This window comes from Bacillus sp. HMF5848 (assembly GCF_003944835.1).
In the GTDB taxonomy this organism is placed as follows: domain Bacteria; phylum Bacillota; class Bacilli; order Bacillales; family HMF5848; genus HMF5848.
The window spans coordinates 16180-29212 of sequence record NZ_RWIV01000002.1 but is presented as its reverse complement, the minus strand read 5'-3'; the positions used below and the strand labels follow the sequence as shown (position 1 = coordinate 29212).

Genomic DNA, 13033 nt, shown 5'->3' with positions numbered 1-13033 from the left:
CAAGCAGACTTCTTAACTTTTACGGTGGAGCTCTCGTAAGATGGGGGTCGTCTTCATCAGGTGCCTGGGGAGTACCTCAAGAGACGATGACCGGATTCTTTTCATGGGGACGCAATGACAGACTGGATTGGAGAAATGCAAAAATAATTGTAATGTGGGGAACAAATCCTGCGCGTTCTAATTTAGGAAACCCAACTTATAATTTTTACAGGCAAAGAAAGCTGGGGCGAAATTTATTTTTGTCGATCCAACGGTGAGCCCATCTGTTAAAACGTTGGCAGATAAACACATACCTTGTAGACCTGGTACGGATACAGCATTACTTCTAGCCATGGCCTATCATATGATTGAAAACAATCTTCAAGACCAAGACTTCTTGGATAGATGTACAGTCGGTTTTGATAAGGATCATATGCCTGAAGGAGCAGATCCAAAGGAGAATTTTAAGGACTATGTTCTTGGTACATATGATGGTATTCCGAAGACCCCGGAATGGGCTTCAGAAATTTGTGGTACCGAGCCGAATGAGATTAGAGAGTTTGCAGAAGAAGTCGCGACAACCAAAGCCTGTGATTTGGAACTCGTCTTTTGCACCTGCACGTACGTATCGAGGTCAGCAGTTCTGTCAAGCATTTCTTACAGTTGGCTGGATGACAGGAAATGTAGGGAAACCTGGTGCTGGTGTATGGACGATGGGGTATGCTTCTAATCAAAGTTATGGAGGTAAAACACTTGTACGTGGTGGCGGATCTGGACTTCCTAGCGCTGTAAATCCGTTATTCCCTGATGCAACATACGGTGCATACGATGGATATAGATGGGCTAATCCAACAAATACAGAAGCGCATGGTATGGCTTATTGTGAAACATATGATGCTATTTTAAATAATGAATACACAGCAACAGCAGGTAGAGGAAAAATTCCATGTGATATTCGTATGATTTGGCTAGTACGAGACGGTAGTGGTTATAACTTCCTAAACCAATCATCTGATATTAATAAGGGAGTCAAGGCTTTCGTAAGGTTGATGCTGTCTTTACAAATGATATTGCTCTTTCTACGATTTCAAAATACGCCGATATTGTTTTACCAGCAACGACCGAATGGGAAAAAGAAGGAACAGTTAGGGGCGGTAACCCAGAAACGATGTTCGTTGTAAATCAAGTAGTTGATCCGATTTTTGAAGCAAGAACAGAAGAGTGGATGGACAGAGAGCTTGCTAAACGATTAGGGCTAAATCCTGACGAGATCTACCCAATTAGTGCGAAGCAACAGTTCTTTAATAGACTTGCAGGAGCTAAAGTCATTACGAAAGATGGAAAAGATTATGAGACATTAGTAACCATCACTCAGAAAGATATAAAGAATGGGGTGTTGAAGGAACACCACAAAAAGGAAAGGTTGGCATAAAAGAACTGGTAGAGAAAGGTGTATACCAAGTTCCAAGATCTCCAGATGACAATTACACTGTGATTCAAGGGGAGGATTTTGTAAAAGACCCAGAAGCTAATCCTCTATCAACAAAGAGTGGGAAGCTGGAGATTCATTGTCAAGCTTTATCTGACAAGATTGCACAATATGGTTTTACAACAATACCTCCTATTGCAAAGTATGAACCACCACTCGATGGCTATGAGGATACATTTAAAGATTGGAAAAATAAGGTTAAAGGAGATTATCCTTTCCAACTTGTTACCGACCATTACGGCAGACGTTCTCACTCTGTATTTGATAACGTACCACAGTTAAGAGAGGCTTATCCTCAAGATTTCTTAATGAATACAAGAGATGGAGAAGCGCTAGGAATTAAAGATGGGGACACCGTGTTAATAGAAAGTGCCTATGGAAAAGTGATTCGTAACGTTGGTCTTACAGAGACTATGATGCCTGGTGTTGTATCTCTTGGAGAAGGTGCTTGGGTTGAGCTTGATGAAGAGACCGGTATTGACAAAGCAGGTGCTACAAACATGCTTTGTGGAGCACGTTTAAGTGGACAGGGAGAAGAGCCTTGGAACACCACAATTGTCCGGGTTGAAAAATATAAAGGTAAACCATTAAAGCCAGACTGTGAATGGGATCAAAGAGTCATATTTTAGGAGGTGATACCTGATGGGACAAAAAGGTTTTTATTATAATTCAGTAATATGTACGGGATGTAAAGGATGCCAAATTGCATGTAAAGATAAAAATGATTTAAAAGTAGGAGTGCTATTTAGACGAGTATATTCATTTGAAGGTGGGAGGTATCCAAAAACTTGGGGCTATTACCTTTCCTTAAGCTGTAATCATTGTGCTGAGCCTAAATGTGCACAAAACTGCCCTACTGGTGCCATATACAAGCGGGAATCAGACGGTCTAGTTGTTCAAGATAGGGAAAAATGTATCGGATGTAAAACCTGTATTTGGTCTTGTCCTTATGAAGGTCCTCAATACATTGAAGAAGAGAGAAAAGTTGGTAAATGTGATGGCTGTGCAGATTTAGTCGATGAAGGTCAAAATCCAGTATGTGTTGATTCATGTCCAATGAGAGCAATAGAATTTGGCGAGATTGCTGAGCTTAGAAAGAAATATGGTGATAATGCTAATTTGAAAGTTCTTGTTGATGCTGGTATAACAAAACCTTCTATTACCGTTCATGCAAAGGAACAAGCTAAGTATTAGTAAAAATAAATTTAAAGGAGGTTTTAAAATGTTTGCGGAAGAATGGCCACTCATATTATTCACACTCCTATCACAGCTAGCTGTAGGTACCTATATATTTATAGTGATTATTCGTTCTCTAAACAAGAATATAGATAGGCAGCTCAGTATTAATGTAACGAAACAAGGATTGTTTCTTGTAGGCCCAGTCATGTTCATTGCTCTTATATTATCAGTGTTCCATTTAGGGACGCCATTAGGAGCATACCGTGCTCTTTGAATCTAGATTCTTCTTGGTTAAGTAGAGAAATATTGTTCGCAGGTGGCTTCTTTGTTCTTTGGATCGTATCCTATTATCTAGATCGAAAAGGTGCATGGAATCAAATAGTAGGGTGGGTTACCTCTATTGTAGGATTAGGAGCAGTCTTTAGTATGGCGAGTATTTATTTTGTGACCATAAAGCCGGCGTGGATCGATGTAAATACGTATCTAGTTTTTTTCGGAACGACGGTTGTTTTTGGCGCTGTTGCTGTGATAATGGTTGTCCTACAATCTAAAGAAGAGAAAACAGAAGCACTAATGAAAGTATTAAAGGTATTTGGATTAGCAGGGTTAGCAGCTATCGTTATCCAATTGATATATCTACCAGTTTATGCTGCTGGTTTATCTGTTGATGGAGGTTTAGCGGGGGCAGAAACAGCAAGTTTATTTGCAGGAAAATATGCATACTCGATTATAATTAGATGGATTCTATCAATTACAGGACTGGCTATTATAGGACTGATATTTTATAAGAATATTAAACCCCAAACACAATGTAAAATCTGCTATGCAGCATTTGCTTTAGTTATAATCGGTGAATTTTTAGGAAGATTTATCTTCTATGGAACGGGAGTATCAATGATAGTTGGCTAGAAGAATATAGAAAAAAAGATAATTTCTTTAATAGGTCCTTTTGGCAGATTGGGGACGGTTCTCATGCTTCCTCCGTTCGTCTAACGACGAAGGAAGCACAAGAACCGTCCCCGTGCTTCGTTCGTCGGCAGACTGAGAACCGTCCCCGTGCATCCTTCATAGTTAGACATTTCTCGGGAAATATTTACGAGTTATGTGTCGAAATCGCCGCAATTCTACAAAAAAGAGGAGGCATATTATCTACATCAACCTTGTTCCAGTGTTTTGAAGAAGGTGAGAACTGGATTGTGGCAGGTTGCTTGTCGTAACCGTAACATTTTTCAGACTGCTACTGCCTCAGTAAATCCCGAATTTGTCTCAGCAAATCTTCCTGCGTCTCTGGCTTTGCGCCTTTTTGTTCTTCCTTGCGCTCTAGCTTGCGGTAAACTTTTACAAACACAAAAATAGAGAACGCAATAATAAAGAAGTCCACCACACTTTGAATGAAAACGCCGTATAGGATTTCCGCATCACCAACTGTCACTTTTAAATCCTCAAAACTTACACCACCAAGCAACGTTCCAACGAGCGGCATGAGAATATTGTCAACGAGCGACTTCACAATTTTATTAAATGCGCCTCCGATAATAACTGCAACTGCAAGGTCTACTACATTTCCTTTCAATGCAAACTTCTTAAACTCTTGCCACATTGTTCATCACTCCTTATGAACAAAAGCTCTATTTAAGTAATGTGTACAACAAGTTAGTAAATATGTATCTCGTTCTCGAAACCGTGAACAAACATAAACTATATGATAGCCTTCAGGTAACGGGCATCTATCATGGCCCAAAACTGGAACAAAAAAGGAACCCTAAAAATCAGAGCTCCATTACTAAACAGCGATCTATCATTTTGAAAAAAAGTTTTGTGTGTAATAATATTGATACCCTTGATCAGTAAAAGCAACCCCGACGCCTAAGTACTCGCTCATACTAGACAAAATATTTTTACGATGACCGGACGAATTCATCCATCCTTCTACGACAAATACCGCATTACGATAACCAGCAGCAATATTTTCTGAGGCACTCCTATAATGGATACCTTCCGCCTTCATGCGATCAAACGGAGATAACCCGTCCAAATTCGTATGAGCAAAGTACTGATTCAATGCCATATCTAAACTGTGGGCATAGGCTGATTCCTTTGCACGACCATCCCATTCAAGAGTAGCAAGGTCTGCCTCTTTCCGAATGGCATTCGTAATATCAAACACTTGTAATTCAAAGTCATCTTGTATGTCCTTTTTATAATCAGAATAGCGTCCCATGTCTGTTTTCTCAATAAACACACCTGTTAATTTATAATCCTCATGCTTATCGTAAAAAAGAAAAACAGATTGATCCTCGTTGGCGTGATAGGTTTTGTCTTTAAAGCCTCCTGTATATGTCCCTTTTCCAGCTAAAAGAAAGTCCTCAACATCCTGAATAGTCAGACCAACCGCCACTTTACTATACATCGACACTGATGGAGTATACGTGGCTACCACGCGCTCATCTAACATGCCTACCATAATAAAATTTCGATAGTTTTCATGATACGTGTACCATTCATATCCTATTTCACTCGTTGTCACTCGTTGCGCTTCACCTAATTTATCATCTACTTCTTGTTTTGTCATGCCAATTGTTACAACTGCATCTTTGCCTAATTCATACAATGCATCATGCACTTTTACATGCTGTATCGTCTGAGGCAATCCGCTTTGCAAATAACGAAATAAAAACACAACACCTTGTGCTCGCTTCAATGTATCGTGTGGACGATAGGATGCATATGTTTTCGGATAAACCCCACTTTCATCCTTATAGCCAGTCGATAAATTATTGTCATACAACCACTGAATAGCATCCTTCTGTGTCATTCGTTTCCCTGACACAGCCTCTGCTAATAGTTTCGCAGTGTCTCCTCTAGTAATAGGCTGATTAAGAGTGCCGTCATGCAATCCGTCTTTTAAAAATAAGTTATACCTGTTAGCAACATAGTAAACGCCACTTGCCCAACTATCTGTATATGCAGCATTGGCGTCTGCTAGTTCATCCTTTGCTAAAAACCGCGTCAGCATAGCCATGTACTGGGCTTGAGTTAACGGGTTGTATGGCTTCAGTAACTTTTCTTCCACGTACCCATTCATGATACCGCGCTCAACTGCCCACGTCACAGCTGGAGTCCAATATTCATCAGACTTGAAATCCATATACTGATCAACCGGCAACGAAGATTCAGCCGAAACTACAGTTGTCATAAACACGATCGATAGAATAAATCCTACTAAAATTTTTCTCATTTCTATTCCCCGCAATCAAAGATATGATACTAGAATTATACTAAGAAAAACCATCTGTTGAGCCGAAAATGTCGATTTTCCTTGTCGAAATGTAAAAAAGAGTCGTAATACCTATGAAAAAGGAAGCATGGGGACGGTTCTCACTCTGCCAAAAAACATGCGCAGGCACAATCAAATGGAGATCGCCTCAAGGAGCCCGTTTATTGAATTTGAACAATCCATCTATTTAACCAAATACAGTTAAATGATAGTCTCACCTGCCAGTTTAATTGTGGAAAAGGATGCATAAGAACCGTCCCCAATCTGCCTGAAAACCACACGAACTACCACCATTATTGTTGTGTGCACCCTATCAAAATAGAGTTATAATAAAGAATAATATATATTTAGACTTTCGAAGTTCATTATACTAAAGTAACTGTATTAGTATCTTAAACAAAGGGGAGAGGAATCATGATTAAAGAACGTTTACTTGCAGACTTTGAAACATCACTAGACCACTCTGGCGTGTCGGGAGAGCGACTCGCCCAACGACTCGCCGAAATCGCCAGCATCGGCTACACCGAGGATGGAGGCTCGCGCCGAATCGGCTTTTCACAAGAAGAGAAGCACGCTAAGCAATTAGTCGCACAATGGATGAAGGACGCTGGACTTGAAGTACGAGAAGACGGAGCAGGCAACATATTCGGAAGATGCACGGGGACGGTTCTCACTCTGCCAGCAATTATGTCGGGCTCACATCTTGATAGCGTGCCAAACGGTGGTCATTTTGACGGGCCACTAGGTGTCATCGCGGCACTTGAAGTAGTCGAAGCGTGGCGCACTAATGGCTACAAACCTGCACGCACCTTTGAAGTTGTTGTGTTTTCTGACGAAGAAGGTGCTCGCTTCAATGGAGGTCTACTCGGTAGTCAAGCTATGATGGGACAGGTGAACCGTGACGAAATCACTCGCCTAGTCGATATCGAAGGTCAGCCCTTTAGCGACGTCATTCGTACGTACGGATTAAATGAAGATGAGTTCTTTAACAGTCAACGAGACATGAGTGAGATCGCCACTTTCATTGAGGTTCATATTGAGCAAGGCAAGCGCCTCGAAAAAGAAAACCTTCCTGTTGGCATTGTCACTGGAATTGCTGGACCTTGCTGGATGGAAGTAACGTTCAAAGGCGCAGCTGGTCACGCTGGCAACACACCGATGAACGACCGCCAGGATGCTCTGCTGGCAGCAAGTAAATTCGTTGTGGCGCTAAACAGTCTGCCGCACAAGGTAAGTCCGACTGCCGTCGCAACCGTCGGTAAGCTTGATGTGTCACCGAATGGAGCCAACGTTATCGCCGGTGAAGTAAAGCTCATCGTCGACATTCGCGATATCCACACAAACTCACGAGACGCCCTCGTCGAGCTTGCGATTGAAGAACTGAAGAAAATTGACGACGTCACTGTTACGTGGGAGGAGAAAATCCGAATTGAGCCCGTTCCCGTGCAGGACGATATGCTGGATAAACTAACGTCCTCGGTGAAGGCAAATAACATCACACCGTACTACTTGCCAAGCGGAGCTGGCCATGATGCAATGATTGTCGGCGCAAAAATTCCCATTGCTATGCTTTTTGTGAAAAGTAAAGAAGGCATCAGCCACAATCCAAAAGAGTGGACAATGCTAAACGACTGCGTGCACGCGGTTCACGTCCTAAAGCATTTTGTCGAGAATTACTAGGATTGTGCTATCAGTTGCTATCAGAGAAATAGTTAAAGGCTAGCAAACTGATAAAGGCTGCTATATGTTTAAAAACTATCACCTTGGGAACATAAATCATGAGGTGATAAGGATGAACAACAAAAATGAGAAACTGAACGGCACCATGGTCAATAACGAAAAAGAACTAAAACAACAATCGAAGATTATGGAGCACATGCCAACGAACAAAGAAGTAAAAGAAGAGGGCAAGCATCCGGATCCGGCACAAAAACATGACGAGAAGCGAAAGGAATAAATACAGATTCCTTTCGCTTTTTTATGTTCTTGCTATATTTAGTTTCACTGCTTAAAAACCATGTGCTATTGAATGTCCTCCAATGTAAGTCGAAGTCCGGCAGTCACATGTCAAAATCCTCCTGTCAAGCTTCATATTCCACAAATCCATCCCCACATACCAAGTTTTCAACCACTGCCATGTCAAATCTCTACAAGGGAAGTTCATTTCCAACTACAAACAAAGTACTATTATCGGTAAGATTGGTTGTAGGAAGAGCTTTTTTAAAATATACATAATAATGGATATGAATCATATTGTTGAGAACTGCTGGATGCGGATATCAAAAGTATCCTAAAAATTAGAAGGTTCGTCGCCGTGCATACTCTTGTGGCCAACTGGGAAAGGTTGGCGCATAAACTCAAGAAATTCGCGCATAAATCCAATAATCTGGCGTATAAACTCAAGGAATTCGCGCATAAATCCAATAATCTGGCGCATAAACCTAAAGAACTCACGCATAAACTCGAAAATATAACGCATAAACCTAAAAATCTCACGATAAATCCTAGTCGTTATATTGATTAAACCCAGCTATTTATGCTCAATCCATCAACCAGAGACCACAAGAAATCGAGGTGTCACGCTATGTTTTTGAAATCGTATGAAACAAAACAAATGCTTGAGGCAATCCTCGGTACTATTGATGAGGCCATCCATGCGGTGGACTCTGATGGTATTACGATTTTTTACAACAAAGTGGCGGCGGCGCATGATGGGCTTGAGATTGGGCATGTACTAGGAAAACACGTGTTAGAGGTATTTCCGTCGTTAAATAGTCACACGAGTACGCTGCTTAAGGTGATCGAAACAGGTCAGCCCATATATCAACAGGCGCAGACGTACAAAAATAACAAAGGACAACTGATAGATACAGTGAACACGACACTGCCTATTAAAATCGGTGGTCGCACTATTGGAGCTGTTGAAATCGCAAAGGATTTATCACGCGTGAAGCAACTCGCACAGAAATTGCTTGAGCTGCAGGAGAAAGTCGTGAATCAAACCGCCAAACCAACCACCACATCAGGTGCTAAATACAATTGGGACGATTTTATCACAGCATCTAACGAGATGGAGCAGGTTAAAGCGTATGCTAGGCGTGCGGCAAACAGCTCGTCGCCGATTATGATATATGGGGAAACAGGAACAGGGAAAGAGCTCCTTGTTCAGTCGATTCATAATGCCTCGGCGAGGCGAAAGGGGCCGTTCATTGCACAAAATTGTGCGTCACTGCCAGAGTCCTTATTAGAAAGTATTTTGTTTGGGACGAAGAAGGGGAGCTTTACAGGAGCTGTTGATCGTGCGGGATTATTTGAGCTTGCCCATGGTGGCACGCTTTTTTTAGATGAGATACATGCGATGCCGCTCGATTTTCAAACGAAGCTATTGCGCGTGTTAGAGGATGGTGTTATTCGCAGAGTAGGCGGGACCGAGTCGTACGTTGTGGATGTGCGAGTCATTGTCGCGATGAATGAGCATCCGCAACTATGCATTGAGAAACAGCAACTGCGTTCGGATCTTTATTACCGTTTAAATGTTTTTTTTATTGAAATTCCGCCATTGCGAAAGCGACTTGGTGATATTCCCATTCTCACATACCATTTTATAAAAAAATATAATTATCTATTTAACAAACTCGTCATTGATATCGATGATGATGTCCTTTCGTACCTTGAGAGTCACTCGTGGCCAGGGAATGTGCGTGAGCTTGAGCATGCGATTGAGTATGCAATGAATATGTGCGATGGTGACACGATTGTGATGGCACACCTGCCTCACGTCGTAACGCGTGCACTTGGTGAAAAAATAACAATTCAACCTCTTAAATTAGCAGTCGAGCAAACCGAACGGAACCTTATCCAACAAGCTCTGCGCATTGCAAACGGCAATGTGTTAAAAGCAGCTACCATTTTAAAAATTCCGAGACAAACGCTGCAATATAAAATGAAGAAATATGGGGAGCAGTAGGTTGTGTGATTCAAAATAGACGGCGACCTACAATTAGCAAAACCTGGATTGCAATGAGAACTCGAGCAAAAGGAGGTTAATCCAATGACCCCACCTTACGAAACGAAAAAATTTAAAACATCTCAATACGAAGTACAGCTGTTTCTTGACTATTTCAATGAGCGACTGCGTGTTGACGATTATCGCGGCAACGTGCAAGACATTGTCAAAACACTCGACCCAATCCTTAGTCAACATAATTTCAAAAAGCTAATTTTCTTTGCGCGTTCAGAGCATTTTCACACGTTATTGTCGCTACAGTTTGAGTTAGAGGCAATTATATATGGCTTTTTCAATGGATCTGATAATTACATCATGACTCGGTTCGCAGACGATGCGAGGAGAACGAGCTCACAATGGGTGAAGGAGGATGGGATTCTCGAAGCAGTTCGATCAGCGCGACCGAGCGCCGCCTCCGATATTCCGAAAAAATACGTGTTTCGCAAAGCGACGAAGGTAGATGCCCATGCGCTGTCGGAGCTGTACGGTAAGGTGTTCGCGGTGTATCCGACGCCTGTGACAGAGGCGGCTTATGTAAAAAAAATGATCGAAGGGGGGACCGTGTTTTATGTGGTCGAATGTGGGGGACAGCTAGTGAGCGCGGCGTCAGCGGATATAAATGAAACGCTGCATCATGCGGAGTTAACGGACTGTGCGACGTTGTATGAGCATCGCAAATATGGGTTGATTAAGCAGCTTCTTAAGCAGCTGGAGGATGAACTAAAGCAGCGCGGGATTTATTGTGCGTTCTCAATCGCTCGGGCGCTATCGTATGGGATGAATGCGGCGCTTCACCAACTAGGGTATTGCTACACGGGACGCTTGACGAACAATTGCTATATTTTTGATAAGCTCGAGGATATGAATGTGTGGGTGAAGGATTTGAGTCGCTAAAGGGAAGTGCGACGTATCGTTTAAGTGTCTCAAGAGAAGCGGCATGTATCGTTTAAGTGGCTAAAAGGAAGTGGGAGCCCGATGCGTGACGGTAAAGGGAAGCACCCCACGTATTAATAGAAGGAAGCGCGAACCCGAACCCAAGCACCATGCGTGTCACTAGAAGGTTGCACGAACCCGATGCATGTCACTAGACGGAAACCTGAGCCCGATGCATGTCGCTAGGGATAACCAGTAACAGTGAGTCGCTCAAGGAAGCACGAGAACCGTCCCCAGTTTGCCGGTTGGCAGAGTGAGAACCGTCCCCATGCTGCCGGGTTTTGGGCATGGTGCCGAGGGTTCGGCTGTTTGCGTCTAAGTTGAAAAGGGAAATTGCTGGTTTTTCGGCATTTTGCATGTTCAATCGGCACTCATTCGAAGAAAACACAGGAAAACAGCTCAATCTCTCCGCGTCAGAAAGTTGGCACGAAACTTGCATCTATATAATGCAAACAGCCAATAAAGGAGAGATTCCCCATGTTACATGATTTATATAAACCGTCGCGTCACTGGAAGGACATTGAGCTTTGGAAGGATGTGCCGGAGGAAAAATGGAATGATTGGCTTTGGCAGCTCACAAACACGATTCGCACACTAGATGATTTGAAAAAAGTAATTGATCTTACACCAGAAGAAGAAGAGGGCGTTCGCATATCAACGAAAACAATTCCGCTAAACATTACCCCATACTACGCATCACTCATGAACCCAACCGACCCTAGATGTCCGATTCGCATGCAGTCTGTTCCGATCGGCGAAGAAATTAATAAAACCAAATATGACATGGAGGATCCGCTTGAGGAGGATGAGGATTCACCTGTTGCCGGGTTAACGCACCGCTATCCGGACCGCGTACTATTTCTTGTCACGAATCAGTGCTCGATGTATTGCCGTTACTGTACGCGCCGTCGTTTTTCAGGGCAAATCGGAATGGGTGTCCCGAAAAAGCAGTTGGATGCGGCAATCCAGTATGTTCGCGAAACGCCAGAGGTTCGTGACGTGCTATTGTCAGGCGGTGATGGATTGTTAATCAACGATACAATCCTTGAATATATATTAAAAAATTTACGAGATATTCCGCATGTGGAGATTATTCGTATCGGTACTAGAGCGCCGGTCGTGTTCCCGCAGCGTATTACCGAGGACTTGTGTAATATTTTTAAAAAATATCATCCTGTCTGGCTAAACACGCATTTTAATACATCCATTGAAATTACCGAGGATTCAAAGCGAGCGTGTGAAATGCTTGCCAACGCCGGAGTGCCGGTTGGCAATCAATCTGTTATTCTCGCAGGCATTAATGATAGCGTGCCGATTATGAAAAAACTCATGCATGATTTAGTAAAAATTCGTGTGCGCCCGTACTACATTTATCAGTGCGACTTATCGGAGGGCATAGGTCACTTCCGAGCGCCAATCTCAAAAGGACTTGAGATTATTGAAGGCTTGCGCGGTCATACGTCTGGTTATGCAGTACCGACATTCGTTGTAGATGCACCGGGTGGTGGCGGAAAAATTGCGCTGCAGCCAAATTACTTGCTGTCGCAAAGTCCAACGAAGACAGTGTTACGTAACTTTGAGGGTGTGATCACGAGTTATCCAGAGCCAGAAAATTATGTCGCAGGCCGAGCTGATGCTTATTTTAATGAAGTATATGAAACGGCCGATTTACGACCGTCGAAAACGGGAATTACATCACTGCTGAACGATGAGCAATTTAATCTGGTTCCAAAATCATTGCATCGCCACGACCGACGTGAAAGCTATAAGCAAAATGAACATTACTCCACGTTAAAAGATAAACGAGAGAAGCGTGATGAACTGAAGGAGAAAAAATATCAGGCTCAATTGAAAAAGGAAAGTAAGGGGGGAGCGCAGTGAGATGTGAGTGGTGTGATGCTAGTGACGTAATGAACACAACATCTACTGTGTATTGGGAGTTACCAGATGGCACACGTGCCATTGAAATTGAAGAAACACCAGGTGTAACGTGCAATTCGTGCGGGATGGAATATCAATCTGAAAAGGTAACGGAGGAAATAGAGGATCAACTCCTTTTAATTGATACGAATGTAATTGGAAAAAGAATCTCCTATAAGGAGTTAATGGATATACCACGATTGTTAAAAAGAAATTACTTTAAGTTTTGAAAGGTTGAGTCGGAGCGTTT

General features: G+C 42.5%; 15 protein-coding genes and 1 pseudogene. 14 read left to right on the top strand and 2 right to left on the bottom strand.

All coding sequences use genetic code 11. From position 1 onward, the window contains the following. From EJF36_RS21725 to EJF36_RS21280, 8 genes and pseudogenes are all read left to right on the top strand, one after another. Nucleotides 1-257 (top strand): hypothetical protein (locus tag EJF36_RS21725; RefSeq protein WP_221760740.1); only part of this gene is annotated, 257 nt, incomplete at its 5' end. Continuing rightward, nucleotides 254-310, top strand: a pseudogene (locus EJF36_RS22325) (hypothetical protein); the annotation flags it as partial. The gene EJF36_RS21725 and the pseudogene EJF36_RS22325, both read left to right, overlap by 4 nt. Nucleotides 311-539: 229 nt before the next feature. After that, nucleotides 540-1160 (top strand): molybdopterin-binding domain-containing protein, encoded by a 621-nt coding sequence (locus EJF36_RS21995; RefSeq protein ID WP_260472017.1) that lies wholly within the window; start codon nt 540-542, stop codon nt 1158-1160. Then, on the top strand, nt 1049-1411 hold the full coding sequence (locus EJF36_RS21715) for a molybdopterin-dependent oxidoreductase (protein WP_312028291.1): 363 nt from the start codon (nt 1049-1051) through the stop codon (nt 1409-1411). The genes EJF36_RS21995 and EJF36_RS21715 overlap by 112 nt, the downstream gene beginning before the upstream one ends. A gap of 59 nt (nt 1412-1470) precedes the next feature. Next, a complete protein-coding gene (locus EJF36_RS21710) occupies nt 1471-2097 on the top strand; it encodes a molybdopterin dinucleotide binding domain-containing protein (protein ID WP_221760739.1) in 627 nt (208 codons plus the stop codon). A 13-nt stretch (nt 2098-2110) separates the two neighbouring features. After that, nucleotides 2111-2662 (top strand): DMSO/selenate family reductase complex B subunit, encoded by a 552-nt coding sequence (locus EJF36_RS21285; RefSeq protein ID WP_125907765.1) that lies wholly within the window; start codon nt 2111-2113, stop codon nt 2660-2662. 28 nt (nt 2663-2690) lie between these two features. Then, nucleotides 2691-2921, top strand: a complete 231-nt coding sequence (locus tag EJF36_RS21990) for a DmsC/YnfH family molybdoenzyme membrane anchor subunit (RefSeq protein WP_260472012.1) — start codon at nt 2691-2693, stop codon at nt 2919-2921. Then, a complete protein-coding gene (locus EJF36_RS21280) occupies nt 2918-3556 on the top strand; it encodes a dimethyl sulfoxide reductase anchor subunit family protein (RefSeq protein ID WP_260472011.1) in 639 nt (212 codons plus the stop codon). Before EJF36_RS21990 ends, EJF36_RS21280 begins: the two co-directional genes overlap by 4 nt. A 328-nt stretch (nt 3557-3884) precedes the next feature. Here the strand turns inward: EJF36_RS21280 and mscL are convergent, their stop codons facing one another. Further along, a complete protein-coding gene (mscL, locus tag EJF36_RS21275; protein ID WP_125907763.1) occupies nt 3885-4247 on the bottom strand; it encodes a large conductance mechanosensitive channel protein MscL in 363 nt (120 codons plus the stop codon). Between the two features lie 198 nt (nt 4248-4445). Continuing rightward, nucleotides 4446-5885: a CAP domain-containing protein gene (locus EJF36_RS21270; RefSeq protein WP_125907762.1), complete on the bottom strand. Its 1440-nt coding sequence runs from the start codon at nt 5883-5885 to the stop codon at nt 4446-4448. A gap of 453 nt (nt 5886-6338) precedes the next feature. Here EJF36_RS21270 and EJF36_RS21265 point away from each other — a divergent pair, with 453 nt between their 5' ends. The 6 genes from EJF36_RS21265 to EJF36_RS21245 all read left to right on the top strand — a co-directional run bounded on the left by EJF36_RS21265 (nt 6339) and on the right by EJF36_RS21245 (nt 13013). After that, nucleotides 6339-7604 (top strand): M20 family metallo-hydrolase, encoded by a 1266-nt coding sequence (locus tag EJF36_RS21265; protein ID WP_125907761.1) that lies wholly within the window; start codon nt 6339-6341, stop codon nt 7602-7604. A 112-nt stretch (nt 7605-7716) separates the two neighbouring features. Beyond that, a complete protein-coding gene (locus EJF36_RS21695) occupies nt 7717-7881 on the top strand; it encodes a hypothetical protein (protein WP_185806968.1) in 165 nt (54 codons plus the stop codon). A gap of 627 nt (nt 7882-8508) precedes the next feature. Continuing rightward, nucleotides 8509-9891, top strand: a complete 1383-nt coding sequence (locus EJF36_RS21260) for a sigma-54 interaction domain-containing protein (RefSeq protein ID WP_125907760.1) — start codon at nt 8509-8511, stop codon at nt 9889-9891. Between the two features lie 84 nt (nt 9892-9975). Next, the gene (ablB, locus tag EJF36_RS21255; RefSeq protein ID WP_125907759.1) at nt 9976-10824 is read left to right on the top strand and encodes a putative beta-lysine N-acetyltransferase; all 849 of its coding nucleotides are present in this window, start codon (nt 9976-9978) and stop codon (nt 10822-10824) included. A gap of 516 nt (nt 10825-11340) precedes the next feature. Next, complete coding sequence (gene kamA, locus EJF36_RS21250) at nt 11341-12744, top strand: lysine 2,3-aminomutase (RefSeq protein ID WP_125908489.1); 1404 nt, start codon at nt 11341-11343, stop codon at nt 12742-12744. Beyond that, nucleotides 12741-13013 carry a YokU family protein gene (locus EJF36_RS21245; protein WP_125907747.1) on the top strand — a complete coding sequence of 91 codons (273 nt, stop codon included), beginning with the start codon at nt 12741-12743 and terminating at the stop codon, nt 13011-13013. The genes kamA and EJF36_RS21245 overlap by 4 nt, the downstream gene beginning before the upstream one ends. Nucleotides 13014-13033 lie beyond the last annotated feature (20 nt).